The following is a 26,143-nucleotide window of genomic DNA, read 5'->3' as shown; positions in this document are numbered from 1 at the left end:
CATTATGGCGATAAAATTGGCAGACCGGGTCACTTCTATGGAAGAATCAGCTACGCTAGCTATGGCTGCGAAAGCCCGGGAATTTAAAGCGAGAGGAATTGACGTAATCAGTTTAAGTCTTGGCGAACCGGATTTTAAAACACCTAAGCATATACAGGAAGGTGCTAAGAAAGCAATTGATAGCGGTAAGTATTTTGGTTATCCTCCGGTGAATGGATATGCTGACCTTCGCGAAGCAATTGCCAATAAGCTTAAAAATGAAAATAATATTGAAACTACACCTGAGCAAATTGTAGTTTCAAATGGTGCTAAGCAATCATTAGCTAATTTGTTTCAAGCGATAATTAATCCAGGTGATGAAGTGATTATCTACACACCTTTCTGGGTTTCTTATGAGGCCTTAGTGAAGTTAGCTGGTGGTGTGCCTGTTTATATCACAGGTGAACTTGAAAATGAGTATAAAGCTTCAGCAAAGCAATTAGCAGATGCTATTTCTGATAAAACAAAAGCGGTGATTTTTTCATCTCCTTGTAATCCAACAGGGTCTGTATTTACTAAAGAAGAACTCAGCGAAATGGCTGACGTTCTTAAGAAACATCCTGATATAATAGCAATTGCTGATGAGATCTATGAATTAATTAACTATACTGGCAACCATGTGAGTCTGGCATCTTTGCCTGGAATGGTTGATCAGACAGTGACGGTTAATGGGTTTGCCAAAGGCTTTGCTATGACTGGATGGAGGGTAGGGTACCTTTCCGCTCCATTGCCTATAGCTAAAGCATGTAGTAAAATTCAGGGACAATTAACCAGCGCGAACTGTTCAATTGCTCAAAGAGCAGCTCTCACTGCTTTAACAGAAGATCTGGGACCTTCTAAGGAAATGGCTCAAGAATACTTGAGACGAAGAGACTTTGTTTTGGAGTTATTAAATGAATTACCAGGTTTTAAAAACAACACACCAAAAGGTGCATTTTACTTTTTCCCTGATGTTTCGTATTATTTCGGGAAATCTGATGGAAATAAAACTATTAATACTTCATCTGATCTCGCAATGTATATTCTCGAAGAAGCAAATGTTTCTACAGTAGCAGGAGAGGCTTTTGGTCTTCCTACTTCTATCAGATTGAGTTATGCAGCTTCTGAGAGTGAACTAAGAGAAGCGATCGAACGAATGAAAGTTGCTTTAGCTAAATTGAAATAATGGATTATTCATCAATAGACGACATTTTAAAAGCTTTTTCCAAACTAAAAGTACTCATTATCGGGGACGTGATGATCGATGCTTATACATGGGGGAAAGTTGACAGAATATCTCCTGAAGCCCCTGTGCCAGTAGTAAATGTATCGAGAAGAGAGAAAAGGCTTGGAGGAGCAGCAAACGTTGCAATGAATATCAGGGAGTTGGGCGCAACTCCTATTCTATGCTCAGTAATTGGTGATGATGCTGAAGGAGATGAATTTTTACATTTGCTTAAAGATAATGAACTGCCTGATCAGGGTATTATCAGAAGTAAAACCAGGATGACTACCACTAAATTGAGAGTGTTGTCTGGTTCACAGCAAATGATGAGGATAGATCATGAAACTGATACTCCCCTGGTAAACCTGGAAGAGCAAAGCCTGATTGGACATATTAAAAGATTAATTGATAAAGAGGTTGATGTAGTTATTTTTGAAGATTATGATAAGGGCACGATCAATGAACATGTAATAAAGGAAACTGTTGATTATGCCAAATCAAAAAATGTACCTACAGTAGTCGATCCAAAGAAAAGAAATTTTAATTTTTATAAAAATGTAACACTTTTTAAACCTAACCTGAAAGAACTCAGGGAAGGTTTACATCTTGAATTACATAGTAACAACCGCCCGGAAGTCGATAAAGCAGTCAAAGTTTTGAGAGATAAACTTAATGCAGAGTCTGTACTTTTAACATTATCAGAGCATGGGATCCATTATAATGCCAATGGAAGGTCTATTTACCTTGATGCTCATTACAGAAGGATTTCCGATGTTTCTGGTGCAGGAGATACTGTAGTGAGTATAGCAGCATTATGCCTTGCGCTAGGCCTCGATCCTGATACTCTTGCAGGTTTGGCTAACCTGGGGGGTGGTATTGTATGCGAATATCTTGGTGTTGTTCCGGTTGACCGGGATAGATTAAGAGAAGAGGCATTGAAAAACAACATACCTTCATGACGTGGTTAAATCTCTGATAGACAGAATAAATACAATACTTTTTGATAGTAAGGAGGCTGTACTTAAAGCAGTCAGCGGCCTTGGGAGTGTTGCATTTATTGCAGGATTTAGCCTTCTGATCTATTTACAGGGATTTGATCTACCCATTAGCGCACAAAAAGCACTGGCTTTCTGGCTGGAAGTCGTTTTCGGTGTTTTTATTTTCACCTTTGCTGTTAAGTTGCTTTATAATTCTGACAGAAAGCAATTTTTAAGAGCCAATCTGATAGAGTTTATAATGCTGTTCCTGATACTTTTGAACGGCGTATTTAATTTATTTACTGAAGCCAGCTTATTACAGCGGATTTATAGATTTTTTGGAGAGGGAGAGTATTTCGAATTTTATAAAAAAATCTTTTCTCTCTATTTATTGATAGTACTGTTGATCGAGTTTGTGAGGATCATTGAGAGTATATCCCAGATCAATATTCGACCAGCCGCTTCCTTTATAGTCAGTTTCCTGATGTTGATATTTATCGGGTCAGGTTTGTTGATGCTACCTACTACAACTGTTGGCACCGATTCGATGTCCTTCATAGATGCACTGTTTACTTCAACTTCCGCTACATGTGTCACGGGTCTGATCGTCGTTGATACCGCCACATATTTTTCTTTTAAAGGACACATGGTAATTCTTGTTCTGATGCAGTTAGGAGGAATTGGTATAGTGTCATTCGCAACATTCTTTAGTGGGTTATTAAGACATGGAGTAGGTATAAAGCAACAATCATTAATTCAGGATCACCTTAATTCTGATTCTCTTGCATCAGCGAAAGACCTTTTACGTCGGGTAGTAAATTTCACACTTCTTATCGAATTGATAAGTTTTGTAATGATTTATACATCATGGGAAGATGATGCGATTTTTTCATCAGTTGGTGAAAAGGTTTTTGTCAGTTTCTTTCATGCTGTTTCTGCTTTCTGTAATGCAGGGTTTAGCTTGTTTACTGATGGATTGTATAATTCGACAGTTGTAAATAATTATGCGATCCATGTAATTGTTATTTTAACTGTTATTCTTGGAGGACTAGGATTTTCAACTCTTCAAGACCTGTTTTCGATCAGAAAACTACGTGATCGTCTCAATAACCCATGGAAGGACTGGGAACTGGGAACGAAAGTAGCAGTTTATATGGCGGGTACATTATTGATTTTCGGGATGCTCATGTTTTATATCCTGGAGAGGAATAATACGCTCCAGGGAATGAATTTTATGGAGAGTATGATCACCAGTTTCTTTCAGTCAGGAACAACACGAACAGCAGGATTCAATACAGTGGATATATCCTCCTTAACTATGCCAACGATTTTTATTTTCGTTTTCCTGATGTTTATTGGAGCATCCTCTGGTTCTGTTGGTGGAGGTATTAAAACGAGTACATTTTTTATAATTGTACAATCAGTAATTGCCACGATAAGAGGTAATAAAAAAGTAGTAATCAATAAATTATACATACCCAACAGCACCATTTTCAGGGCATTATCGACTTTTGTCTTTGCTGTAGTGCTTAATCTTATTGGGGTATTTGTTCTTTCAATAACTGAATCGGGAGCCAGGTTGGAGCAAATTATGTTTGAACAGGTCAGTGCCTTTGCTACCGTTGGTCTGTCAATGGGGATTACTCCTGAATTGTCAATGGGAGGGAAGGTGATGATAATTGTATCAATGTTTCTTGGAAGGGTAGGAACTCTTACTTTTGCCCTCGCACTAAGTTTCAGAGGTTGGAAGGATACTGCCAGATATCCTCGGGCTTCATTAATGGTCGGCTGATATCAGATTACCAGCCAACCAAAATCAATTTATTTCTGAGTATAATTTTTTACTGTTTCAATAAAGACTTTTACCTTTTCAGGATCTGTGTCCGGATAAACTCCGTGGCCAAGATTAGCAATGTGTCGAAGGCCTTTAAACTGATCCAGCATTTTGATCGTTTCAGCCCTTACCTCACTAGTACTTCCATATAGAGCACAAGGATCAAGATTTCCCTGGAAGGTCTTGTTTGGACCGGCCATTTTTAATGCAAAATCTACTGGGGTATTCCAGTCAAGCCCTAAAGTTTCACAATTCATTTTACCGAGTGAATGCAAAGAAAAATAAGCGCCCTTGGAAAAAACTGTGACTGGTACTTCTTCAATCGAATCAACAATCTGCTTAATATAGGGTATTGCAAATTCATCATATTGTGCGGGACTCAATATTCCTGCCCATGAATCAAATACCTGAACAAGATTTGCTCCGGCATTCACCTGTTCTTTTAAATATGACTTTGTACAATCGGTAATAGCCTGAAGTAGCGCATGAGCAGTTTCAGGTTGGGTATAAAGCATTTTTCTTGCCTTACTAAAAGTTTTTGAACCACTACCTTCTACCATGTAAGCCATTATGGTCCATGGTGCACCGGCAAACCCGATTAATGGCACCCGGTCATTCAATTCTTTCTTTGTTATTTTAATAGCTTCAATTACATATCCCAGCTTATCAGACATATCTGATGTCGATAATTTTTTGACATCTTCCATGTTAGAAATGGTCTGAGGAAATACAGGGCCTCTTTTTTCCACCATGTCATAAGGAAGTCCTAAAGCCTCAGGAATAACTAAAATATCAGAAAAAATTATTGCAGCATCGACATTGAGTATATCAACAGGTTGAATGGTTACCTCAGCAGCTCTTTCAGGATTTTTGACAAGGTCAATAAAACCATTAAGTTTTGCTCTTACTTCTCGGTATTCAGGTAAGATTCTTCCAGCCTGTCTCATTAACCAGACAGGCGTTCTTTCTACGGGCTCACCTTTGGCAGCCCTGATTAAAAGGTCATTTTTTAAAGCCATGTGCAAATATACATAAATCCGGCGCGGCTCTGCATAACAATAAATACCATAATCCGTAAAAATTTATCTAGCTTTGCATAAACATTAACCCAAAAGCAATATGAAGTTTCTTTTTGACTCATTTGAATCCTGGAAGAACCACTGTCTGGAGAACGACCTGCCGGTTTACCAACCTGTGATCGACTATGAAATCCAGCAGAAAGGTAAAAAAGAGGAGCATATCTGGGATGGTATGCAGAGGGCCCTTGATGTGATGAGGGATGCTGTCAATTCAGGCCTTACTAAGGATATGACTAGCCATTCAGGCATGGTTAACAATGGAGCTAAGAAAGTGTATAAGTCTGAAAAGCATGTGCTGAATAAAGGATTCACCGATATGATTTCCAGGGCTTTAGCTGCTAAAGAGGTGAATTCCTGCATGGGTAAGGTTGTTGCTGCTCCGACGGCTGGCGCTTCAGGTATTATGCCAGGAGTATTAGCTACATTGCAGGCAGAACACGGGATATCTGATAAAAAAATCACCGAATGCATGCTGGTATCTGCAGGAATAGGTTTGATAATAGAAAGAAATGCAGGTATTGCCGGTGCTGTTGGTGGATGTCAGGCAGAAACCGGAACTGCTGCTGCTATGGCTGCCGGTGCCATTGTTCATGCTTTTGAGGGATCAATAGATCAGATTTTTAATTCGGTAGGAATTACTATTCAATGCATGCTTGGACTAATCTGCGACCCGGTTGCAGGGCTGGTTGAAGTACCATGTATAGTCAGAAATGCCAGTGCCGCAGCTATTGCTCACTCATCGGCTCAAATTGCGATTGCCGATATGGATGCTGTTATTCCGGTAGACGAATGTGTGATGGCAATGGGAGAAGTTGGTCAAAGCATGGAAGACCGGTATAAAGAGACGGCTTTAGGTGGTTTAGCAAATACCCCAACAGGAAGATCAATTGCCAAAAGGGTATTGATACAAGATATTGAGATGCTACCTGATGAAGATAAAGATGAGGATTAAGTAAAATGCTGCAGGTCTGGAATTATATATCTGAGAGCAAAAGTTATAGCAGCTGACCAGAATAAAGCAGAGACCAGCATTGACGGAATGATCTTTTTAGGAGGGGCGCCTACTGCGTTTATCAAAAGTGCTCCTCCAATAGGAGTAAAGATAAGGGGGGTTAATAAGGATACTCCCCAAATACCGTATTTAGACCAGACTTTTACAAACTGGCGACTTCTTTTAGAAAATTTTTTACGACTCTTCTTTTTGTTTCTTTTTGCTTTGTATTCCTTTATTTTCTCACTTAAAACGGTAATAATAATTACAGTAGTCATCATTCCGAACGCAGTCAACAAAACAGTTTCAATATAGGAAAACCCCATTGAGGTTCCTGCCACCGGACCAAAAATGAATTTCACCATGCTACTTCCGAACACTATCAAATACTTTGAAATTTCTTCTATCATTTTTTGTTTATCAGTGTAAACTCTTTGTGAAATAATAATTGAAAAAGAACGAAAAAACGGGAGGTTTTTTCAAATCTAAAAAGATGATCTTCTTTATATTGTTTAACCGAAAAATACGGAATTATGTTTTCGGTCCGAAGGATAAATCTCCTGCATCACCAAGTCCGGGAACAATATAAGAATCATCATTGAGACCATCATCAATTTTTCCAAGGTATAAAGAATAGCCAAAAGGAAGATTGGCATTGAGATATTTGACACCCTCTGGTGCAGCAATTACACAAGCAATATGCAGGGATTGCCAGGAACCAAAATCAGCAAGGTGTTCTACAGCTTCAACCATTGACTTACCTGTAGCAAGCATTGGATCAATGACGATGACATCCCTGTTTGAAAGATTAGGCAGAGCTGCATATTCTCTTTTTATTTTAATTTCCTCATTAGTTTCTTCCATCCTGTATTCGCCAATAAAACCCATGTCAGCATCATCAAACATGTCCATAAAACCATCCAACATAGGAAGACCAGCTCGTAATATGGTTATGATTACAGGAGGTTTACTCAGCTTATGACCTTCAGCTGTTCCAAGAGTGGTTTCTATCTTTTCCTCAACATAGTTAAGGTTCTTAGATACTTCATAGGCTAAAAGTGCTCCGACTTTTGATAAGTTTGCTCTGAAAACAGGGCGGTTTTTTTGAATCTCTTTATTTCTGAGATTACCAAAAAAGCGATCAGCGATTGATCTTTGATCTGTAAGTACAAACATGTGTGTTTATATATTGGCTTTCGAGTTTCGAGTTAACAAATTTAATCATTCCATCAAAAGGATGTACAACTATTTAAAAAAATGCATTTTTGCCTAATGTATCAGACGTTAAAAGATTTATGTGAGGTATTTGCTCCTTCGGGAGATGAAAGCAAGATGAAAGATTTCTTGCTGGATTATATAAGAAAAAATAAATCAGAATGGATTGTACAGCCGGATATTATTGCTGGTGATGAATGGCATGATAATATTATCCTGGTTTTTGGTGAACCGAGAACAGCTATTTTTGCACATATAGACAGCATCGGTTTTACAGTCAGGTATGAAAATCAGTTGGTACCGATAGGAGGTCCGGATGTTCAGTCGGGATATTTTCTCAGGGGTGAGGATACAATGGGTGAAATACTCTGCAGACTGGAGATGAATAAAGACGGTAATTTATTTTATCACTTTGGTCGGCCGATAGATCGGGGTACTAATCTGGTATTTGAGTCTAATTTCAGAGAAACTGATGAATATGTTCAAAGCTGTTATCTGGATAACCGCCTTGGTGTTTTAAATGCCCTCAAGGTTGCAGAAACATTAGAGAACGGAATAATAGTTTTCTCAACCAGAGAAGAGCATGGAGGTGGTGCTGTTCCGCAGATAGCAAAATTCATTTATGAAGAATATGGAGTCAGGCAGGCCTTGATTTCAGATATTACCTGGGTTACTGATGGTGTACACCATGGTAAAGGAGTAGTAATCTCGATGCGTGACAGAGGTTTACCCAGACGGTCATGGCTAAATAAAATATTAAAACATGCATCGGAGTCGGGTATCGCATATCAGCTTGAAGTGGAGGGAAGCGGGTCAAGTGATGCGAGGGAATTACAAGCATCAGATTATCCTTTTGACTGGTGTTTTATTGGCGCCCCGGAAGATCACGTACATAGCCCGGAAGAAAAAGTGTTTAAATTTGATTTTGAATCAATGATACGCATGTATCAATACTTAATGAAAAAATTATAAACCACTATGAAGGTATTAGACAAGACAGCTAGACTATATATGGAGGGCGAAAAGATCAGAAGTAAAGTCAATGAGTTGTCTGAAGAAATAATAAAAGAATATAAAGATAAAAACCCGGTGTTTCTCATAATCCTCAATGGTGCATTCATGTTTGCATCGGATTTGCTTAAGGAGACTAAGATTCCATGTGAAATCAGTTTTACCAAAGTTTCCAGTTACGAAGAAACAGAAAGTACCGGGGAGATTAAATCATTAATAGGAATCAATGAAGACCTCACAGATCGTCATATTGTGATCGTAGAAGATATTGTCGATACCGGCACTACGATGAAATGGTTGCTGAATGAATTAAATAAATTGGAGGTCAAGTCTGTTAGGACTTGTGTCTTATTAATGAAGCCCGAAGTTTTCAAAGGTCAGTTTAAAATTGATTACCTGGGTTTTGAGATACCAAATGACTTTGTAGTTGGTTATGGAATGGACTATAATGGACATGGAAGAAACCTGCCAGACATATATCAATTGGATTAACCTTTAAAATAGTCTTAAACTTCAGGGATAGTTTTTATATTTGCTCTTTATTATCCCTAAATGCAAACAAAAAGAATATCATGCTTAATATAGTCCTGTTTGGCCCTCCGGGTGCCGGAAAAGGTACGCAAAGTGCCAAATTGATTGAAAAATACAATTTAACACATATTTCTACCGGAGATCTATTCCGTAAACATTTGGGAGAGGGTACGGAATTAGGTAAAAAAGCACAAACCTATATGGACCAGGGGAGATTAGTACCTGACAGTCTTGTTATTGATATGGTTCGTGAAAAAATTAAAGGAGACGGGGAGTTGAATGGAATTATATTCGATGGCTTTCCGAGAACGGTAGCTCAGGCAGAGGCATTGGATGAGTTGATGGATGAGTTAAATACAAAAATTGATTGTATGATAGCTCTTGAAGTACCTGAAGAAGAATTGAGGAACAGGATAATGGAAAGAGGAAAGACCAGTGGAAGGACAGACGACCAGGATTCTGAAAAAGTCACTACCAGAATTCAGGTTTACGAAAAAGAGACTCTTCCTGTAGCAGGATATTATAAAAAACAAGATAAATTCTATAGCGTTAATGGTGTAGGATCAATTGATGAGATATTTGATAGCATCTGTGCCGTTATAGATGAGGTGAAATAAAACGACTTAATGTCTGGAAATAACTTTATAGATTACGTGAAATTCTGCTCCCGCTCCGGTCATGGAGGTCCGGGAGCTGTTCATTTCAGGAGAGAAAAGCATGTAGCTAAAGGAGGCCCTGATGGAGGGAATGGTGGTCGTGGAGGTCATGTAATTCTCAGGGGCAACAGCCAGCTATGGACTTTGCTTCACTTAAAATACCGTAAACACGTAATAGCAGAAAATGGCCAGCCCGGCGGAAGTATGAGAAGTACCGGTGCAGCTGGCAAGGATGAGATCCTCGAAGTCCCATTAGGAACAATAGCCAAAGATGATGAAACTGGTGAAGTGCTTTGGGAGATAACTGAAGATGGCCAGGAGGTTATTTTGTCTCCCGGAGGAAGAGGCGGTTTGGGAAATGAAAACTTTAAAAATTCTGTCAATCAGACTCCAAGATATGCCCAGCCTGGAGAACCAGGCGAAACCAGATGGGTTGTTCTTGAACTAAAACTTTTAGCTGATGTTGGATTGGTTGGATTTCCAAATGCCGGTAAATCAACATTATTAAGTGCAGTTTCCGCAGCTAAACCGGAAATCGCGGATTATCCATTTACAACATTAACTCCAAACCTTGGTGTAGTGGCCTATAGGGATCATCAATCATTTGTAATGGCTGATATTCCGGGAATAATTGAAGGAGCTGCTGAAGGAAAGGGGCTTGGATTGAGGTTTTTAAGACATATCGAGCGAAACAGTATGTTGCTATTCCTCATACCTGTTGATGCAGATGATCTTAACAAGGAATATGAAGTGCTTGTCGATGAATTAAAAAGATACAATCCGGAATTATTAGATAAACAACGCCTGATTGCAATTTCAAAAGCAGATATGCTTGATGAAGAGTTGATGAAAGAAATGGAAGATACTTTGAATTACGATGTACCATATGTGTTCATTTCTTCTGTAACAGGATTTGGAATTCAGACGTTAAAAGACAAGATCTGGCAGGTATTAAATTCAGATCGCTGACAAATTGTCACAAGATGAGTCTTTGGCAAACTAATTGAGAAAAGTAAGCAAGGTTATAAATATTAAGATATGGGTAATTCGCAAAACGAAAACAAGAATCAACAAGAACAGGAAGTGAAAGAGAATAATCAGGAAGTAGAGAACACTGTTGAGGAACATGTGCAAAAAAGCGAAAACGAAGAGAACGAAGAGAATAAGCAGGAATCTCCTGAAGAATTATTAAAAGCTGAAGTCGATTCCCTCAACGATAAATATATTCGATTATATAGCGAGTTTGATAATTACCGTCGAAGAACAGCAAAAGAGCGATTAGAGATGGTAAAAACCGCTGGCCAGGATATTTTAAAAGATCTTTTACCTGTTATGGATGATTTTGAAAGAAGTCTCCAGGCAATAAAAGACGAAAATCCTGACGTTGTGGCTGGTGTAAAATTAATTTATGACAAACTTGCCAAGTTATTAGAAGCAAAAGGTGTGAAAGTGATGGAGCTGGAGCAAGGTAGTGATTTTGATGCTGACTATCAGGAAGCTGTTACTGCAATTCCTTCCCCTTCACCGGAACTTAAAGGCAAAATCGTAGATGTCATTGAAAAAGGATATATGATAGACGAAAAAGTTTTACGATTTGCAAAAGTAGTTATTGGATCTTAATTAATTATGGCTAAACGAGATTATTACGAAATACTAGGTGTAGATAGAAATGCTTCTGAAGCAGAAATTAAAAAAGCTTATCGGAAACTGGCTATTAAATATCACCCGGATAAAAATTCCGGTGATCCTGATGCTGAAGATAAGTTTAAAGAAGCTGCAGAAGCATATGAGGTATTAAGCAATAAAGAAAAGCGTGAACGGTATGATCGTTTTGGCCATGAAGGCATGAGAGGTGGTGCCGGTGGTATGAACATGGATGATATCTTCTCTCAGTTTGGAGATATTTTCGGTGGCGGCGGAAATCCTTTTGAATCATTCTTTGGTGGAGGCGGTGGTGGCCGTGCCCGTAGAAGAAAAGGTTCGAACCTTCGAATAAAATTAAAACTCACCCTTGAAGAAATGGCAACTGGGGCTGAGAAAAAGATCAAGGTTAACCGACTTGTAGCTGCTGATGGAGCTACCTTTAAAACATGTTCTTCCTGCCAGGGTACCGGTCAGGTTAGAAAAGTAGTTAATACTATGCTGGGACAAATGGTGTCCAGCAGTACATGTCCGACCTGTGGCGGTAGTGGTCAAATAGTTGATAACCTGCCTCCAGGAGCTAATAGTCAGGGGCTTGAGCCAAAAGAAGAAATAATTTCAATAAAAATACCAGCAGGTGTTTCTGACGGAATGCAGTTGTCTATGTCCGGAAAGGGTAATGAAGCACCAAACGGTGGGCCTGCAGGTGATCTTTTGATACTTATAGAAGAAATCGAACACGATCACTTGAAAAGAGATGGCAACAATGTCGTTTATGATCTTTATGTAAGCTTTATTGATGCAGCTTTAGGTGCTGATGTTGAAATACCTACATTAGAAGGTAAAGTGAAAATTAAAATTGCTGCAGGTACTCAAAGCGGTAAGGTTCTTAGATTAAGAGGAAAAGGAATTAAGGATCTAAATGGATATGGTACTGGTGACCAGTTGATACATGTAAATGTCTGGACACCGAAAACACTAACTAAAGATGAAAAGCAAGTTCTCGAAGATTTGAGATCAAGCAACAATTTCAAACCTAACCCTGGTAAGAATGAAAAAGGGTTCTTCGAGCGCATGAAAGAATACTTTTAACAAGAAATAAGCTCAACAATTTAATCGGCAATCGTATTGAAAATTCGGTTGCCGATTTTTATATTAGAGGGTTGTGCAACTAATTGAATGAAGCTTACGTTACTGTTAACGATGTTGTTAAGAGTTATTTTTTATAGTGTTTTAGTATTTTCTGCTGTGTCTGAAGTAAGTGCACAGGATAAGAAGCATCTCGATGTAGATCCTGAGCCGGGTACTAGGTATGTCCGTTTCAATCTTACTTCCCTTGAAGCGATTAGCTATTTAAAACCTTCTCAAAATAGCAAACCACTCAATCTTTACTTTATAACTGATGATGAAAAAAGTCTTCCAAAACTTGAATCAAAGAAGGTAGGAGATGTACAGGATGTAAATGTTATGCTTGAAAAGCCAGCACTTTCAAATAATGGCTTGTTAGGACTGGGACTTTTTGGGGCGAAAGAATACAAAGAAAAATGTAACCTGTATCTAAGTAAGGGACACGACTTTGAGCTCGATCTCAAATATGGTACTGGTAATGCATTTCTTGATTTGTCGGGGATTCCAGTGAGGAAAATGTCAATAACTTCCGGAAGTGCAGATGTGTTTGTGAATTGTCATGAAAACACACCTAATCCGGTTTTTCTGGATACCTTTAATATTAAGTCTGATCTGGGAAAGATTTATATCAAAAATCTAAATGGATTAAAAGCTCGGGTAATTAAAGCCAATATAAGTTTTGGAAGTGTTGAATTAGAACTAAATAATAAACTATTTAGTAATACTCATATTCAGGCTAGTCTTGGTGCAGGTAGTTTAAATGTTATTTGTACCAATCCTGAGATACCGATAAAAGTCGTAATTCAGGACTCCCCTCTGTGTAAAATAAAATTGAACGATAAATTCGTTAAGGTTTCTGATAATACTTTTGTCAACCAGGCATTCTTGGACAGGGTTTCTCCAAATCAATTTTATATCAGGTTTGACCTGGCAGTGGCCATGGGAAATATTTCATTTCAGTAATTTCTTCCGGTAATTAAATTATATACTCGGTTTCGTTTTAAGTTTTTCCTTTGTATATTATTGGTAATCAACCAAAAGTAACGCAAATAACCATGAAAAACTTATCAAGACTCATCGTGGCCGTGATGACTATGGCCATAATGAATTCCTGTAATCTACAGGAAAACCCAATTCAAAAAAAAGAAATTGAAATTTCAACCAAATCCCAATTAAACTCTGTAATCGAACAATCTTTATTACAAGATGATGAGTTCAACTGGAATGAATTGTCAGATAGCGAACTCTATAGCGCTATAATATCCTATGACAGCATTGCAGTAATCGGATACCAACCATCAGAAAGCTCTTTTTCTAATTGGAAAGACTTTGATGTCACCGAAACAGAGTGGACAAGGTCATTGAATAATGTTATGAAAAAGCTGGAGGCGGCTCATTTATCTGACGGTATCTCAATTCCGGAAGAAGGGCTTCAAACACAGAGCCATTCAACTTTACCTTTCTTAAAAGTAAAAATATCATCTCCATCGGCTGTAACTATGCTCAGGCAAATGAGCGAAGTTAGGTATATCGAACCTCACACTTATTATTTCTCAGAAATGGCAGATGGAGAAGGGTATCGAACTATGGGGAAACTAGGCTGTGGAAATTCTTCAGACAGCTATCTGGAGCCCGCTGATTATGTATCTGCTTCTCCAGCAGTAAAAATTTCCTGGAACTATTATACAAGTAATATTCCCCAGGCCTGGAGTTTAACCACAGGAAAAGGAATTACGATTGGAATGATCGACACGGGACTATCTCCGGATCAAGCCGGGCTTAACTCCCAGTTTAATTCCGGATGGTCAAATGGTAGATACTTACGAAAATACGGAACTTACGTTAGCTCCTGGTGGTGGTGGGCCAGCCCGGATGGGCCTAATGATAAATGTGGGCACGGCACTCAAATGGCAGGAGTTATAGCAGGACCGAGAGGAACAGTGGGTTCTTCAGTAGGTGTTGCCTATAATTCTAATTTTGTAGGAGTGAGAGGTACTGGGGATGTTGTGATTGAGGAAGGAAATGAAAAAGATGGAGTAACCGATGCGCTAGTATTATTAGGGAATCGTTCTGATGTGAGGATTATTAGTATGTCTATTGGTTCTCCTTTATCGAGTGGCCAGGTGGCTGATGGTATCCGGTACGCCTATGCAAGAGGAAAGCTGATGTTTTGTGCTGCAGGTACATCAACCTCTTTTACCAATTGGTACGGCGTGGTTTTTCCTGCAAACATGAATGAAACAGTCGCTGTCACAGGTATTACAGATGGAGGATATGTAAGGTGTAGTAATTGTCACTCAGGTAGCAAAGTAGATTTTACTATTGTGATGCAGCGTGCAGGAGATAGTGGCAGAACCAGTCTGACACTTGCACAAAGTGGACCGGACCCTTCTAGAGTGGGCGGGTCCTCAGTAGCCACAGCTACTACTTCAGGAATTGCTGCCCTGGTTTGGAGTACAAATCCTTCTCTTTCAAGAGAACAGGTGTTAAACCGATTAACTCGTTCTGCTGATCTTTACCCTTCTAGAAGTAGTCAATTTGGCTGGGGAACCATCGATGCTTATAAAGCAGTTACTCTACAATAAAATTAAAAATTCACCTTCAATATAAAAAAAGCTGCCTTGCAAGGCAGCTTTTTTGTAATTTAAGAGCAAGATCTATCCGAAGAATTCTTAATGAAACCAATTGTAGAAGCAAAGCACATTACTAAAAGTTATGGAAAGAATATTGCACTGGATGATATTACTTTAGAGATTAATCCTGGCAGTATATTTGGATTACTGGGGCCAAACGGCGCTGGTAAAACCACTTTTATAAGAATAATTACCAGTATTATTGCTCCTGATAAGGGAGAAATCCTTATTAATGGTAAAGAATTAAACTCTGGTACAATAGAAAGAATTGGTTATTTACCAGAGGAAAGAGGGCTTTATAAGAAGATGAAAGTTGGTGATCAATTGATGTATCTGGCCGGGCTTAAAGGAATGAAGAAAAAAGAAGCCAAAGAAGCCATTGTTGCCTGGATGAAACGATTTGAGATGAAAGGATGGTGGAATAAAACAGTTCAGGACCTTTCTAAAGGAATGCAGCAAAAAGTTCAGTTCATCAGTACAGTAGTTCATAATCCTGATCTGATAATTCTTGATGAGCCCTTTTCAGGTTTCGATCCGGTCAACGCAAATCTGGTCAGGGATGAAATTATTAGACTAAAAGAAGAAGGAAAGACGATTATACTCTCAACACACAGAATGGAATCAGTAGAAGAATTATGTGATGAAATAGCCATGATAAATAATTCAAAACTGATATTGTATGGAGAGAAAAATGAAATAAAAAATCGACACAAACAAAATATTTGGACAATTGGACATTCTGCAGGGAATCTTAACCTGAATTCCGGAGAGGTTGTGTATACATTTCTTTCTAATGGAAAGCAAAAGACTGACGTAAAATTATACTCAGACCAGAGTGCTAATGATTTATTAAAGGAAGTTGTGGATCAGAAAGAAGTCTTTAGTTTTAATGAAAAACTACCCACAATAAATGACATTTTTATTCAATCTGTAAATAAAAAAAATGAATAAGATATTATTAGTCATCAGAAGGGAATACCTCACTCGCGTTACGAATAAAACTTTTATTCTAATGACATTTCTGACACCCCTGTTGATTGTCGGAGTGTATGCACTGATAATTTTTTTGTCAGTTAAAGGGGTAGAAGATCAAAAGAAAATTATAGTTCTGGATAAATCTGAGAAATTTGAAAAGGCTTTAGTATCGTCTGATAATTTAGAGTTTGAATTTCTGCCTGAATCTCTATCTGGTGATTTAGCCAAAGAGTCGTACCTGGATTCCAAAGCTTATGGGTTATTGTATATCCCTGACTTCAAGGGTGATAATCCAAAGGATGTTGTTTTGAGGACTAAAGGCAATCCTGGAATTGGAACATTAACGGTAATCGAGTCTATGCTTGAGGATGAAATTGAACGTTTGAAACTGCAGAAAAAAGGACTTTCAACAGATATTTTTGATGAAATTAATTCAGATATTGATATCACAACTATCAATTTGAGTGAAGATGGTACTGAGAAAAAAACTTCAGCATTAGTAGGTACTATTGCAGGAGGGGCAAGTGCTTATATGATTTTCATTTTTATAATGATCTACGGAAGCCAGGTGATGAGAGGCGTGGTGGAAGAAAAATCCGGAAAGATAGTGGAGGTGATTGTCTCCTCAGTAAAACCTTTCCAGTTGATGGCAGGCAAGATTATCGGAATAGCTGCAGTTGGGTTGACGCAATTATTTATGTGGGTGGTTTTAACGGTGATCCTTTTAGTAGTTGCAAGCGCGTTCATTGGTCAGACAGAAGTAGTTAATACGGCAATGGAAAGTCAGCAGCAATTGGACAATTTTAATCAAGGGGGAGCGCCCTCAGAATTTCAGGTAAATGTAATCACTGAAGTCATTTCTTCTCTGAACCTTCCGTTGATCGTGGCATGTTTTATATTTTATTTTCTTGGAGGTTTTCTGATATATGCTTCACTCTTTGCTATGATAGGTTCTGTGGTAGATTCAGAAACTGATACTCAGCAGTTTATGTTCCCTGTGATTCTTCCTATTATTATTAGTATTGGAGTTGGTTTGCCAGCAGTTGAAAGCCCCAATGGCACCCTGGCTACAGTGTTTTCGATGATTCCATTAACTTCTCCCGTTGTGATGATGGCAAGGTTACCATTTGATATACCTGCATGGCAGATCATTGTAAGTATGGTGTTGTTAATTTTAGGGATAATAGGTACCGCATGGCTGGCAGGAAGGGTTTACCGAATTGGAATTTTAACACGGGGAGCAAAAGTTTCCTATAAGTTAATATTTAAATGGATGATCAAAAATTATTGATCAACCTGCTTTTGTTGACGCTTTGCAAGAAGTGGAAGCCTGTTGTGGAAATTGATTTTGCATATTATTTTTTTCAATCTTTGAACAAGGCCTGTCAAGCATTAGAGATATCCAGAAAGAAGCATACTTCCTATCCTCAGGGGTACTGGAATCATATCTAGATTTAATAGAGGAAATATGATAATCATAAGTGCAATGAAGCGAGGAGGTAGCTTTTTTAAAGTGATTATTATTTAAGATTACCTCTTCTGTGGTTAAAATAAAAAAAGAAATAATCACCAATAGCGATAGGGTTACAACAGAAAACTTCATGGCTATAGATTTTGTATATTATAAACGTAAATATAATGCTATTTGGTGCGTTTGTATTTTAAAATCTTATAACTTATGTTAATTTTTTAATCCGTTAGATGATGGCTAAACGTCAGAATGATGGGAGTTTCTGGTTTGAGAGCAATAATTTCGTAAGGTGGCTGATCTTGCTGACAGCTGTTGGTATAAGTGTGGGTACCATTATTTATACCAATATTCTGTCGAAAAGACTTAAAGAAAGAGAGCGTCAGTCGATCGAATTGTTTGCCAAGGCATTAGAATTTGTTAATAACACTGAAAATGCTGAAAACCTTCAATTTGTATATAATGAAATAATCGGAGCTAATTCTTCAGTTCCTTGTATAGTGGTAGATAGTCTGGGTAATGCGATAATGCATCGGAATCTGGATCTTCCGGAAAATACCACACCTGAAAAACAAAAATCACTTATACTTGCCGAGCTGGAAGAAATGAAAGCTGAGCATTCTCCAATTATTATTCAGGCTCAACTTGATAATGTAGTATACAATACCTGGCGATTATACTATAATAATTCCGATCTATTTAATCAGTTAAAATACTATCCTTATGTCCAGCTTTCGATCTTGCTGGTTTTTGGTTTTTTAGCTTATGTAGCTTTTTCTTATAGTAAAAAAGCAGAGCAGAACAGGCTTTGGGTAGGTTTAGCCAAAGAAACTGCTCATCAGTTGGGTACACCAATCTCTTCCTTAATGGCATGGGTAGAATATTTTAAGGCGGTTCCGGAATTCAGAAATAGTGATTATATCAAAGAAGTTGAAAAAGATATTGAAAGGCTGGAGCTAATAACAGAGCGTTTTTCAAGTATAGGGAGTACACCAGCATTGAAAGAAGTAAACCTTGTTGATCATGTTAAACACACCGTTTCGTATTTACAAACAAGAATATCACGCAAAGTTTCAATCAATATAGAAACAGTTGTTGATCCGACCCTGGTGAGTTTAAATCCATCCCTTTTTGCCTGGGTTATTGAAAACATCTGTAAGAATGCAGTTGATGCAATGAATGGGCAGGGAGAGATAAATCTTAAAATTATAAAAGCAAATGAAGGAAAAGTTTTTCTCGATATTTCAGATACGGGGAAAGGTATTTCCAAAAGCCATTTGAAGACAATTTTCGCACCTGGTTTCACCACAAAGAAAAGAGGGTGGGGGTTAGGACTTGCACTAGTGAAAAGAATTGTCGAGAGTTATCACCAGGGAAAAATATACATAAAGCGTACAGAGTTAGATAAAGGAACTACTTTCAGGATTATTTTGCCATCGGCAAACTCAAATATTTAAAATCATATAGAAATTAAAATATTGTTTCTGCTGAAACTAAATCTAATATTGTGATTAACAATTTGATAATTATTTAGCTTTTTTATTAAAAATCATCTAAAATATCAGAATTGACTCAATTATTGTTTGATTTAATGCCTGCAAATTGGTAAAATAGCAATATGAAAAATTCTATAGAAACAAAAAAATCGGTTTTAAAGAAGTTAATTGAAAGTGAAAATGACGTGAATACGCTTGAGAAGATCGGCAACATTTTAGGTGATGATGCTGATTCTACAGCATTAAAGGGAGGCCACAGCCGCCGTTCTCTAACGCAAAGCGGGCGCCTGCTTAGCTTACGCGAAACAGACGATTATCTCAGCAGAAGACACGGACTGTAATTTTTTAGAAAGAAAATTAAACCCTGGCAGCAATAGCTTGTCAGGGTTTTTTTATGGATTATCATCAGGTTTAAAAAGTTGATTTTAAAATTCTTTTATGCAACCGATTGAACTTCTGTCATAAATTTTATCATAAGCTTTGGTTTCAGATAAATTAGTCCTACTTTTGCAGTCAAATTTTAAGGTTGCAGTTTCTTAATATTTAGAACATACAATGGCAAATATTGGTAAAGTATCCCAGGTTATTGGTCCGGTAGTGGATGTTAGCTTCGAGGGAGGAAATCTTCCTGACATATTCGATGCACTCGAAGTAACGATGCCTAACGGGCAAAAAAACATTCTAGAAGTACAGTTACACTTAGGTGAAGATCGCGTTAGAACTATTGCGATGGACGGAACAGAAGGACTTTTAAGAGGTCTTGAAGTTGTTGACACCGGTGCTAACATTTCGATGCCGATCGGAGAAGATATTAAAGGTCGTCTTTTCAATGTAGTTGGAGAGGCTATCGACGGTATCAAACAACCTGAAGGTAATAACAAACTACCTATTCACAGAGATGCTCCAGAGTTTGAAAATCTTTCAACTTCCTCTGAAGTACTTTATACTGGTATTAAAGTAATTGACCTTATCGAGCCTTATTCAAAAGGTGGTAAGATCGGATTGTTCGGTGGTGCCGGTGTAGGTAAAACCGTACTGATTCAGGAGTTGATCAACAACATTGCAAAAGGACATGGTGGACTTTCAGTATTTGCTGGTGTTGGTGAGCGTACTCGTGAAGGAAATGACCTTCTTAGAGAGATGATCGAAGCTGGTATCGTAAAATACGGTGAAGGTTTCCTTAAATCAATGGAAGAAGGTGGTTGGGATCTAAGCAAAGTAGATCACAACGAATTAAAAGAATCGAAAGCAACTTTCGTATTCGGTCAGATGAACGAACCTCCAGGGGCTCGTGCTCGTGTGGCACTTTCAGGTCTTACTCTTGCTGAGTACTTCCGTGATGGAGAAAATCCAGGTGAAGGTCAGGGTAGAGATATTCTTTTCTTCATTGACAATATATTCCGTTTCACTCAGGCAGGTTCTGAGGTATCTGCACTTCTTGGTCGTATGCCATCAGCTGTGGGTTACCAGCCAACGCTTGCTACTGAAATGGGTGCAATGCAGGAGCGAATTACTTCGACTAAAAACGGATCAATTACTTCGGTTCAGGCTGTTTATGTACCTGCCGATGACTTGACTGACCCTGCTCCAGCGACGACTTTCGCTCACCTTGATGCTACAACAGTACTTTCAAGAAAGATTTCTGAGCTTGGTATTTACCCTGCTGTGGATCCATTGGATTCAACTTCAAGAATTCTTTCTCCAGATGTAGTTGGTAATGAGCATTATGACTGTGCGCAGAGAGTAAAGGAGATTCTTCAGCGTTATAAAGAACTTCAGGATATCATTGCGATTCTTGGTATGGAAGAACTTTCTGAAGAAGATAAAATGGTTGTTCACAGAGCAAGACGTGTTCAGAGATTCTTATCTCAACCATTCCACGTAGCAGAGCAGTTCACTGGTCTTAAAGGTGTATTGGTTGATATTAAAGACACTATCAAAGGATTTAACATGATCATTGATGGTGAGCTTGATCATCTTCCTGAAATGTCATTCAACCTTGTTGGTGGTATAGAACAAGCTATCGAGAAGGGTGAAAAAATGCTTGCTGAGACAAAATAAATTTAATAACGTAAAACAAGAATCACTGATTCTTGTTTTCTTATACTGTGGAAGATATGTATCTAGAAATAGTAACACCTGATGAAAAGATCTTTGAAGGAGCAGTTTTGTCTGCAACTTTTCCGGGTTCTAAAGGTTCTTTTCAAGTCTTAAATAATCACGCTCCGATTATTAGTTCATTAGACAAAGGAATTCTGTCTTATGTAACTAAGGATAATAACAATCACGAGATCATTGTTGATGGTGGTGTTGTGGAAGTTGCAAGTAACAGAGTAGTGGTATTGGCTGAAAAAGTTATTCAGGAATAAGAATCATAATATCATTAGATAAAAAAAGACCGATGATTATTCATCGGTCTTTTTGTTTTTTCTACCCCTTCCGGTCATTCTTCTGAACATCTTTTTTTCAAATTCCCAAAAGAATTTAAATTGGCCGAATATAAACGCATATGCCAAAAGTAAAATCTGGTAATTAATAAAAGTGATTATAATTAAGAATGGAACCTTAATCCATAAAGACGTTTCCGGGCCGAATCCTGCAATGTCAAGCATGAATTTCTTTAGATAAACAGCGGTGCTTCCTGTCAAAGCAAACACAATTAATACTATTGCTACCTGCTTTCCGCTTTTTAAATTCCAGTGCTTCTGTAATTTTTTATACCATTTCATCTGATAATATTTTCTATGGGGATCTCTATTTCACCCGGCTTTAACATCGCATTGATCAAGCAAACGCTTTCAAATTCATCTATATTTCCCACATTTATATCTTTTTCAGTTATATGACCATTTTCCAGTAGGTATTGCCTTCTGGTGCCGGCTAACAATGGTGTTTCAGGGGTGTAATAGACTCCTTTCTTCTTAAATAACAGGTTTGAATAGGAACTGTCCGTTACTTTTCCATCTATAACAATAATTATATCCTGCGCAGATTCTTTCAGGCTATTTAGCTGTGAAAGATTTTCACGATTTTCAAATTTGAAAGAATAATCGAAAGATGGAGTTTCTATTAATTTTAAACTATCAATACTTTTTGGTGAGTATTTTGTTATTGAAAATTCTTCAGGTATTTCATTATAGACTATCCGTACTTTGTATCGATCACCATCCTGAGGCATTTCCTTAAAACTTAAAAGGTTGTTAAGGTCAAAAGGTTTTTGTCCTGGATAGAAATTCTCAAATGTCCGATTTACCCTTTCCTGGTGTTGCTTTAAAAGAGGGAAGTCATAATCTTCAAAACATATTGATTCAATAAACCGGAACATAAATTTTATTTAAAACTTCATCATACTCAGTTTGGGCATCACTTAAATGGGTAATGCCTCCGCCGCTGCGAAAATACAATTTTCCATCTATATCTTTTTCGATGAAACGGATCAATACGCAGCTATCAAAGTTTTTGCCATCATAAATTCCTGCTACCCCTGTATAGTAACCTCTGGGTGTCGCTTCAGCTTTCTTAATTATTTCAATAGTTTTCTTTTTAGGAGCACCACTAATAGATCCTGCAGGTAGCATAGAAAAAATAATTGAGCCAATATTTTTATACCAGTTTTCTCCCAGAGGGGTCGAAATCTGAGATGACATTTGTAATAATTTACCTCGATGGGTATTGAGAACATCCAGATACTTAAATTTCGTTACTTCAACCTTTTTTCCGAGAATACTCATGTCATTCCGTATAAGATCAACAATTGTAACATGTTCTGCTGTTTCCTTGTGATCATTCAACAGTCTTTCAGCATCTTTATCATCCTGTAATACCCTGGTGCCTTTCATTGGATAAGAATGCATTTTATCTTTCTGAATCTTGATAAATGTTTCAGGTGAAAAGCTTATGAATTTATTGCGCAGCCATAATTTATATTTGGCTTTGGCACGTTCTATTATTTCTTCAAGAGTATAATTTGAAGTGATCTCTGACCTGAAAGTCAGGTTTAGCAAGTAGCTGTTTCCCGTTAATATTTCACTTTTAACCAGGTTAAAAGCTTTATTAAACTCGTTATAGTTAACTGGCTTAAAGTCGAATGTTAAAGGTGTAGAACTATGGGATGAGAGTTGTTCTACATTTCTTACTCCATTAAAGTTGAATGCTATTTCCTTAGGATCTACATCCTTGAGCGGTATGCAAACCGGGTGATTGTGTTCAAAATCAATAAGAAAAAAAAATGGAATATGGCGGCTGCCAAAACTATTCATTGTTTCAATAGTTTTTCTGACAGCCTCCATGTTGCCTGTTTCTAGAAGAGGCAGTTTTCTTGTCTTCTCGTATCGATTATTGATGATACTTTCCAGTTTCCGTCAATTTTTACTAATTCAAATACATTAACTCCGCAATGGCTAAACTTTTCCCCGATGAAAAACTTGTAAGGGACCCATGCAGAAGCTAATGGACCATCAATCTTTATTTCAAGATTGTCAATTACCTCATTGTACACTTCTTCATGAGGAGTTCCAACCGCGACAGCAAAATCATTCAGGCTTCCTACGTGAAGCAGGATTTCGCCATCTTTTTTATAAACGGTTTTCATATTAGGCTCTTCGATAAAGTATTTCACCAGGGCAGTGCTGTCACCTGCTCTCATGGCATCAAAAACTTTATGGATGACCTTATCTACTTTTTCTTCATCGCTTTGAGCGTTTGCGAATGATAATCCGGTAAGTAATAATGCTAGTGTAAATAATTTTCTCATACTTAAATTAAATTTTGATGCATTATACTTTTCGCAGCTTTAAAAATCTATAAAGTTTCCGTGAGCGGTTTTAGTGATTTCCAAAGGTCATTGCCAGGTACTTCAGCCTTTATTTCCAAATGTTCTTTCTTTACTGGATGTTGGAAATTGAGTTTGAAACCATGAAGAGCTATATCAGTGCCAGGATTTTTAATTGTTGAGCCATACTTTACATCTCCCTGGATCGGGCAACCCATGCTACTTAACTGAACTCTTATTTGATGGGGCCTTCCGGTCTCAGGCTTAACCTCTAATAGATATTTATCAGCGATCCTCCCAACAAACTTATAGCTTAAAACAGCCTTTTTAGCTCCTTTTTTTGGTTTTATATGAGCATGAGTTTTATTTTTTGCTGTGTCTTTTAGCAAATAATGCTCAAGAGTTCCTTCCTGGTTCGCAGGAAGCTTATTAACAATTGCCAGGTAGGTTTTTTCAACCTTTCTTTCTTTGAATACTTCATTCATACGAGAAAGGCCTTTGCTGGTCTTGGCCATAAGCACCAGGCCACTGACAGGTCTGTCGAGGCGGTGGATTACACCCAGGTAAACAGCTCCAGGTTTATTGTATTCAACCTTTATGAAATCCTTGACGGCATCTTCTAAGGTTGGGTCTTCAGTTCTGTCTGAGTGGACTAATACCCCTGAAGGTTTATTTACTGCAATCAGGTGATTGTCCTCGTAAACTATTTCGATGTGCTTTCCTTTTCTGGCCATATCTTAAAATTCAGAAGTGAAGTGAACTGTTATTTCAGGGAAATTATCCTGGATCATCTGCAACCAGGCTTTTGATTCAGCCATAAATACATACTTGCCATCTTTGTCCTTGGCAATATGTCTTCTTTTAGACTTAATGAACTCATTCATGTCTTTTTCGCTTTTGGCCGATACCCAGCAAGCTTTATATATGTTTTGAGGTTGGAATGCCACTGAAGCACCGTATTCCTCTTTAAGTCTGTGCTGAATAACCTCAAACTGAAGCGCACCAACAGTTCCGACGATTTTTCTCGCACCCATTTCATATTCAAAAAGCTGGGCTACACCTTCATCCATCAGCTGTCTTAACCCTTTTTCTAGCTGCTTGGTTTTCATGGCATCTTTGTTGATCACCTCCTTGAAAATTTCAGGAGAGAAGGCAGGTATTCCTTTGAAATTACTCCCATTTGATTCAAACAGAGTATCGCCAATTTTTAGATTACCTGTATCATAAAGACCAACGATATCCCCCGGGTAGGCTTCATCGATTATTTCTTTATCTTGTGCCATGAAGGCGGTCACATTAGAGAATCTCATTTTCTGATTTTCCCTGACCCTGTGATAAAATTTATTTCTTTCAAACTTCCCGGAGCAAACCCGGATAAAAGCAATTCGGTTTCTGTGCTTTGGATCCATATTGGCGTGAATTTTAAACACAAAACCTGTAAAGTCTTCTTCAGTTGGGATTACTTCCCGTTCTTCAGTTTCACGAGATTTAGGCTCTGGAGCAATCTGGACAAAACAGTTTAATAATTCGTTAACGCCAAAATTGTTTACTGCCGAGCCAAAAAAGACAGGAGCTACCTCTCCGTTTAAATATTCGGTTTTACTGAACTCAGGATAAACACCTTCAATCAATTCAATTTCCTCTCTTAATTCAGCGGCTGCATTTTCACCGATATAATCTTCCAGCTCCGGGCTGTTTATATCTTCAAATTCGATTTGGTTATCGGTGATTTTAGCTTTGCCTGGTTCGAAGAGATTGAGTCTTTTTTCGAAAAGATTATAAACCCCTCTAAAGGACTTTCCCATTCCGATAGGCCAGGAAAGAGGTCTTACCTTTATATTTAGTTTTTGTTCGATCTCATCTAAGAGTTCAAATGGATCACGACCTTCCCGGTCAAGCTTATTGATAAATGCCAAAACAGGAGTGTTTCTCATGCGGCATACTTCCATCAGCTTCTCAGTCTGGATCTCAACACCTTTCACGCAATCAATTACCATGATCACACTATCGACTGCGGTAAGAGTTCTAAATGTATCTTCAGCGAAATCCTGGTGACCCGGGGTATCAAGAAGATTGATTTTTTTTCCTTTATATTCAAAACCCATTACTGAAGTAGAAACAGAAATACCTCTCTGCTTTTCAATTTCCATCCAGTCTGAACGGGCATGCATTTTTATTTTATTACTTTTTACAGCCCCGGCAGTATTAATGGCCCCACCAAAAAGTAGAAGCTTTTCAGTTAAAGTGGTTTTACCTGCATCGGGGTGAGAAATAATACCAAATGTACGTCGCCTGGCTATTTCTTGCTCTAGTCCTTTCATCCTCAAAAATTTAAAGATGCAAAGTTAGGGAATATATGTTTCCCAATACAGTATTCGGAACGAATTACTTAGAATATTTGGCAGAGAAGCCGAAGAGTGTCAAAAAGGCAAAGATTAATTGACAATTATAAATTCTGGCAGACAAAAATATGTTTCGAAACGCGAAAATTCCT

General features: G+C 38.0%; 28 protein-coding genes. 18 read left to right on the top strand and 10 right to left on the bottom strand.

Features of this window, described 5'->3' with window-relative positions; all coding sequences use genetic code 11:
- Positions 1-4: 4 nt before the first annotated feature.
- The 3 genes from OO013_RS03625 to OO013_RS03615 are packed head-to-tail and all read left to right on the top strand — an operon-like array spanning position 5 to position 4,012.
- Complete coding sequence (locus tag OO013_RS03625; RefSeq protein WP_266055291.1) at positions 5-1,204, top strand: pyridoxal phosphate-dependent aminotransferase; 1,200 nt, start codon at positions 5-7, stop codon at positions 1,202-1,204.
- Positions 1,204-2,202, top strand: a complete 999-nt coding sequence (locus tag OO013_RS03620; RefSeq protein WP_266055290.1) for a bifunctional heptose 7-phosphate kinase/heptose 1-phosphate adenyltransferase — start codon at positions 1,204-1,206, stop codon at positions 2,200-2,202. Before OO013_RS03625 ends, OO013_RS03620 begins: the two co-directional genes overlap by 1 nt.
- 1 nt (position 2,203) lies before the next feature.
- Positions 2,204-4,012 (top strand): TrkH family potassium uptake protein, encoded by a 1,809-nt coding sequence (locus OO013_RS03615; protein ID WP_266055289.1) that lies wholly within the window; start codon positions 2,204-2,206, stop codon positions 4,010-4,012.
- A 29-nt stretch (positions 4,013-4,041) separates the two neighbouring features.
- Here the strand turns inward: OO013_RS03615 and hemE are convergent, their stop codons facing one another.
- Positions 4,042-5,073, bottom strand: a complete 1,032-nt coding sequence (gene hemE / locus OO013_RS03610; protein WP_266055288.1) for a uroporphyrinogen decarboxylase — start codon at positions 5,071-5,073, stop codon at positions 4,042-4,044.
- 100 nt (positions 5,074-5,173) lie between these two features.
- Here hemE and sdaAA point away from each other — a divergent pair, with 100 nt between their 5' ends.
- Complete coding sequence (gene sdaAA, locus OO013_RS03605) at positions 5,174-6,085, top strand: L-serine ammonia-lyase, iron-sulfur-dependent, subunit alpha (RefSeq protein ID WP_266055287.1); 912 nt, start codon at positions 5,174-5,176, stop codon at positions 6,083-6,085.
- On the opposite strand, the gene OO013_RS03600 is transcribed toward sdaAA, so the two are convergent.
- Complete coding sequence (locus OO013_RS03600; RefSeq protein ID WP_266055286.1) at positions 6,082-6,534, bottom strand: hypothetical protein; 453 nt, start codon at positions 6,532-6,534, stop codon at positions 6,082-6,084. The genes sdaAA and OO013_RS03600 overlap by 4 nt on opposite strands.
- 121 nt (positions 6,535-6,655) lie before the next feature.
- Positions 6,656-7,300 (bottom strand): uracil phosphoribosyltransferase, encoded by a 645-nt coding sequence (gene upp, locus OO013_RS03595; RefSeq protein WP_266055285.1) that lies wholly within the window; start codon positions 7,298-7,300, stop codon positions 6,656-6,658.
- Between the two features lie 81 nt (positions 7,301-7,381).
- Between upp and OO013_RS03590 the strand changes: the two genes are divergently transcribed.
- The 10 genes from OO013_RS03590 to OO013_RS03545 all read left to right on the top strand — a co-directional run bounded on the left by OO013_RS03590 (position 7,382) and on the right by OO013_RS03545 (position 17,205).
- Complete coding sequence (locus tag OO013_RS03590; protein WP_266055284.1) at positions 7,382-8,311, top strand: M20/M25/M40 family metallo-hydrolase; 930 nt, start codon at positions 7,382-7,384, stop codon at positions 8,309-8,311.
- Between the two features lie 6 nt (positions 8,312-8,317).
- Complete coding sequence (hpt, locus tag OO013_RS03585) at positions 8,318-8,842, top strand: hypoxanthine phosphoribosyltransferase (RefSeq protein ID WP_266055283.1); 525 nt, start codon at positions 8,318-8,320, stop codon at positions 8,840-8,842.
- Between the two features lie 80 nt (positions 8,843-8,922).
- Positions 8,923-9,498, top strand: coding sequence for an adenylate kinase (locus tag OO013_RS03580; RefSeq protein ID WP_266055282.1), 576 nt, complete (start codon positions 8,923-8,925; stop codon positions 9,496-9,498).
- 9 nt (positions 9,499-9,507) lie between these two features.
- On the top strand, positions 9,508-10,506 hold the full coding sequence (obgE, locus tag OO013_RS03575; protein WP_266055281.1) for a GTPase ObgE: 999 nt from the start codon (positions 9,508-9,510) through the stop codon (positions 10,504-10,506).
- Positions 10,507-10,575: 69 nt separating this feature from the next.
- Positions 10,576-11,157, top strand: coding sequence for a nucleotide exchange factor GrpE (locus tag OO013_RS03570; protein WP_266055280.1), 582 nt, complete (start codon positions 10,576-10,578; stop codon positions 11,155-11,157).
- 6 nt (positions 11,158-11,163) lie between these two features.
- Positions 11,164-12,270 carry a molecular chaperone DnaJ gene (gene dnaJ, locus OO013_RS03565; RefSeq protein WP_266055279.1) on the top strand — a complete coding sequence of 369 codons (1,107 nt, stop codon included), beginning with the start codon at positions 11,164-11,166 and terminating at the stop codon, positions 12,268-12,270.
- 111 nt (positions 12,271-12,381) lie between these two features.
- A complete protein-coding gene (locus OO013_RS03560) occupies positions 12,382-13,269 on the top strand; it encodes a hypothetical protein (RefSeq protein WP_266055278.1) in 888 nt (295 codons plus the stop codon).
- A gap of 92 nt (positions 13,270-13,361) precedes the next feature.
- Positions 13,362-14,891 carry a S8 family peptidase gene (locus tag OO013_RS03555; protein ID WP_266055277.1) on the top strand — a complete coding sequence of 510 codons (1,530 nt, stop codon included), beginning with the start codon at positions 13,362-13,364 and terminating at the stop codon, positions 14,889-14,891.
- A gap of 90 nt (positions 14,892-14,981) precedes the next feature.
- Positions 14,982-15,890: an ABC transporter ATP-binding protein gene (locus OO013_RS03550; protein ID WP_266055276.1), complete on the top strand. Its 909-nt coding sequence runs from the start codon at positions 14,982-14,984 to the stop codon at positions 15,888-15,890.
- On the top strand, positions 15,883-17,205 hold the full coding sequence (locus tag OO013_RS03545; RefSeq protein WP_266055275.1) for an ABC transporter permease: 1,323 nt from the start codon (positions 15,883-15,885) through the stop codon (positions 17,203-17,205). Before OO013_RS03550 ends, OO013_RS03545 begins: the two co-directional genes overlap by 8 nt.
- Here OO013_RS03545 and OO013_RS03540 read toward each other — a convergent pair whose 3' ends face one another.
- Positions 17,206-17,517, bottom strand: coding sequence for a hypothetical protein (locus OO013_RS03540; protein WP_266055274.1), 312 nt, complete (start codon positions 17,515-17,517; stop codon positions 17,206-17,208).
- 101 nt (positions 17,518-17,618) lie between these two features.
- On the opposite strand from OO013_RS03540, the gene OO013_RS03535 reads away from it, so the two are divergent.
- The 4 genes from OO013_RS03535 (at position 17,619) to atpC (ending at position 21,247) form a co-directional block, all read left to right on the top strand.
- The gene (locus OO013_RS03535) at positions 17,619-18,839 is read left to right on the top strand and encodes a sensor histidine kinase (RefSeq protein ID WP_369414878.1); all 1,221 of its coding nucleotides are present in this window, start codon (positions 17,619-17,621) and stop codon (positions 18,837-18,839) included.
- A 161-nt stretch (positions 18,840-19,000) separates the two neighbouring features.
- Positions 19,001-19,219: a hypothetical protein gene (locus OO013_RS03530; protein WP_266055272.1), complete on the top strand. Its 219-nt coding sequence runs from the start codon at positions 19,001-19,003 to the stop codon at positions 19,217-19,219.
- Between the two features lie 214 nt (positions 19,220-19,433).
- Positions 19,434-20,939, top strand: coding sequence for a F0F1 ATP synthase subunit beta (gene atpD, locus OO013_RS03525; RefSeq protein ID WP_266055271.1), 1,506 nt, complete (start codon positions 19,434-19,436; stop codon positions 20,937-20,939).
- A gap of 56 nt (positions 20,940-20,995) precedes the next feature.
- Entirely contained in the window at positions 20,996-21,247 is a 252-nt protein-coding gene (gene atpC / locus OO013_RS03520) for an ATP synthase F1 subunit epsilon (RefSeq protein ID WP_266055270.1), read from the top strand.
- Between the two features lie 36 nt (positions 21,248-21,283).
- Here the strand turns inward: atpC and OO013_RS03515 are convergent, their stop codons facing one another.
- Genes OO013_RS03515 through OO013_RS03490 form a run of 6 tightly spaced genes read right to left on the bottom strand, consistent with a single transcriptional unit; the run spans position 21,284 to position 25,970 of the window.
- Positions 21,284-21,607, bottom strand: a complete 324-nt coding sequence (locus OO013_RS03515) for a DUF6787 family protein (RefSeq protein ID WP_266055269.1) — start codon at positions 21,605-21,607, stop codon at positions 21,284-21,286.
- Positions 21,604-22,203 (bottom strand): aminotransferase class IV, encoded by a 600-nt coding sequence (locus OO013_RS03510; protein WP_266055268.1) that lies wholly within the window; start codon positions 22,201-22,203, stop codon positions 21,604-21,606. The genes OO013_RS03515 and OO013_RS03510 overlap by 4 nt, the downstream gene beginning before the upstream one ends.
- Positions 22,187-23,167 carry an aminodeoxychorismate synthase component I gene (locus OO013_RS03505; RefSeq protein WP_266055267.1) on the bottom strand — a complete coding sequence of 327 codons (981 nt, stop codon included), beginning with the start codon at positions 23,165-23,167 and terminating at the stop codon, positions 22,187-22,189. The genes OO013_RS03510 and OO013_RS03505 overlap by 17 nt, the downstream gene beginning before the upstream one ends.
- Positions 23,168-23,178: 11 nt before the next feature.
- Positions 23,179-23,631 (bottom strand): nuclear transport factor 2 family protein, encoded by a 453-nt coding sequence (locus OO013_RS03500; protein WP_266055266.1) that lies wholly within the window; start codon positions 23,629-23,631, stop codon positions 23,179-23,181.
- Between the two features lie 47 nt (positions 23,632-23,678).
- Entirely contained in the window at positions 23,679-24,383 is a 705-nt protein-coding gene (locus OO013_RS03495) for an RluA family pseudouridine synthase (RefSeq protein ID WP_266055265.1), read from the bottom strand.
- Positions 24,384-24,386: 3 nt separating this feature from the next.
- Complete coding sequence (locus OO013_RS03490; RefSeq protein WP_266055264.1) at positions 24,387-25,970, bottom strand: peptide chain release factor 3; 1,584 nt, start codon at positions 25,968-25,970, stop codon at positions 24,387-24,389.
- Positions 25,971-26,143 lie beyond the last annotated feature (173 nt).

Source organism: Mangrovivirga halotolerans (genome assembly GCF_026241165.1).
In the GTDB taxonomy this organism is placed as follows: Bacteria; Bacteroidota; Bacteroidia; order Cytophagales; family Cyclobacteriaceae; genus Mangrovivirga; species Mangrovivirga halotolerans.
This window is presented reverse-complemented; position numbering and strand designations above follow the sequence as displayed.

Bases quoted from the DNA above. Each gene is read 5' to 3' on its own strand.
- OO013_RS03580 (WP_266055282.1), top strand. From the start codon at position 8,923: ATGCTTAATATAGTCCTGTTTGGCCCTCCGGGTGCCGGAAAAGGTACG.
- sdaAA (WP_266055287.1), top strand. From the start codon at position 5,174: ATGAAGTTTCTTTTTGACTCATTTGAATCCTGGAAGAACCACTGTCTG.
- atpC (WP_266055270.1), top strand. From the start codon at position 20,996: ATGTATCTAGAAATAGTAACACCTGATGAAAAGATCTTTGAAGGAGCA.
- OO013_RS03545 (WP_266055275.1), top strand. From the start codon at position 15,883: ATGAATAAGATATTATTAGTCATCAGAAGGGAATACCTCACTCGCGTT.
- OO013_RS03505 (WP_266055267.1), bottom strand. From the start codon at position 23,167: ATGGAGGCTGTCAGAAAAACTATTGAAACAATGAATAGTTTTGGCAGC.
- OO013_RS03570 (WP_266055280.1), top strand. From the start codon at position 10,576: ATGGGTAATTCGCAAAACGAAAACAAGAATCAACAAGAACAGGAAGTG.
- OO013_RS03535 (WP_369414878.1), top strand. From the start codon at position 17,619: ATGGCTAAACGTCAGAATGATGGGAGTTTCTGGTTTGAGAGCAATAAT.
- OO013_RS03620 (WP_266055290.1), top strand. From the start codon at position 1,204: ATGGATTATTCATCAATAGACGACATTTTAAAAGCTTTTTCCAAACTA.
- hpt (WP_266055283.1), top strand. From the start codon at position 8,318: ATGAAGGTATTAGACAAGACAGCTAGACTATATATGGAGGGCGAAAAG.
- OO013_RS03560 (WP_266055278.1), top strand. From the start codon at position 12,382: ATGTTGTTAAGAGTTATTTTTTATAGTGTTTTAGTATTTTCTGCTGTG.
- hemE (WP_266055288.1), bottom strand. From the start codon at position 5,073: ATGGCTTTAAAAAATGACCTTTTAATCAGGGCTGCCAAAGGTGAGCCC.
- OO013_RS03600 (WP_266055286.1), bottom strand. From the start codon at position 6,534: ATGATAGAAGAAATTTCAAAGTATTTGATAGTGTTCGGAAGTAGCATG.
- OO013_RS03530 (WP_266055272.1), top strand. From the start codon at position 19,001: ATGAAAAATTCTATAGAAACAAAAAAATCGGTTTTAAAGAAGTTAATT.
- OO013_RS03490 (WP_266055264.1), bottom strand. From the start codon at position 25,970: ATGAAAGGACTAGAGCAAGAAATAGCCAGGCGACGTACATTTGGTATT.
- upp (WP_266055285.1), bottom strand. From the start codon at position 7,300: ATGTTTGTACTTACAGATCAAAGATCAATCGCTGATCGCTTTTTTGGT.
- OO013_RS03500 (WP_266055266.1), bottom strand. From the start codon at position 23,631: ATGAGAAAATTATTTACACTAGCATTATTACTTACCGGATTATCATTC.
- dnaJ (WP_266055279.1), top strand. From the start codon at position 11,164: ATGGCTAAACGAGATTATTACGAAATACTAGGTGTAGATAGAAATGCT.
- OO013_RS03495 (WP_266055265.1), bottom strand. From the start codon at position 24,383: ATGGCCAGAAAAGGAAAGCACATCGAAATAGTTTACGAGGACAATCAC.
- obgE (WP_266055281.1), top strand. From the start codon at position 9,508: ATGTCTGGAAATAACTTTATAGATTACGTGAAATTCTGCTCCCGCTCC.
- OO013_RS03625 (WP_266055291.1), top strand. From the start codon at position 5: ATGGCGATAAAATTGGCAGACCGGGTCACTTCTATGGAAGAATCAGCT.
- OO013_RS03590 (WP_266055284.1), top strand. From the start codon at position 7,382: ATGCATTTTTGCCTAATGTATCAGACGTTAAAAGATTTATGTGAGGTA.
- OO013_RS03550 (WP_266055276.1), top strand. From the start codon at position 14,982: ATGAAACCAATTGTAGAAGCAAAGCACATTACTAAAAGTTATGGAAAG.
- OO013_RS03555 (WP_266055277.1), top strand. From the start codon at position 13,362: ATGAAAAACTTATCAAGACTCATCGTGGCCGTGATGACTATGGCCATA.
- OO013_RS03515 (WP_266055269.1), bottom strand. From the start codon at position 21,607: ATGAAATGGTATAAAAAATTACAGAAGCACTGGAATTTAAAAAGCGGA.
- atpD (WP_266055271.1), top strand. From the start codon at position 19,434: ATGGCAAATATTGGTAAAGTATCCCAGGTTATTGGTCCGGTAGTGGAT.
- OO013_RS03540 (WP_266055274.1), bottom strand. From the start codon at position 17,517: ATGAAGTTTTCTGTTGTAACCCTATCGCTATTGGTGATTATTTCTTTT.
- OO013_RS03510 (WP_266055268.1), bottom strand. From the start codon at position 22,203: ATGTTCCGGTTTATTGAATCAATATGTTTTGAAGATTATGACTTCCCT.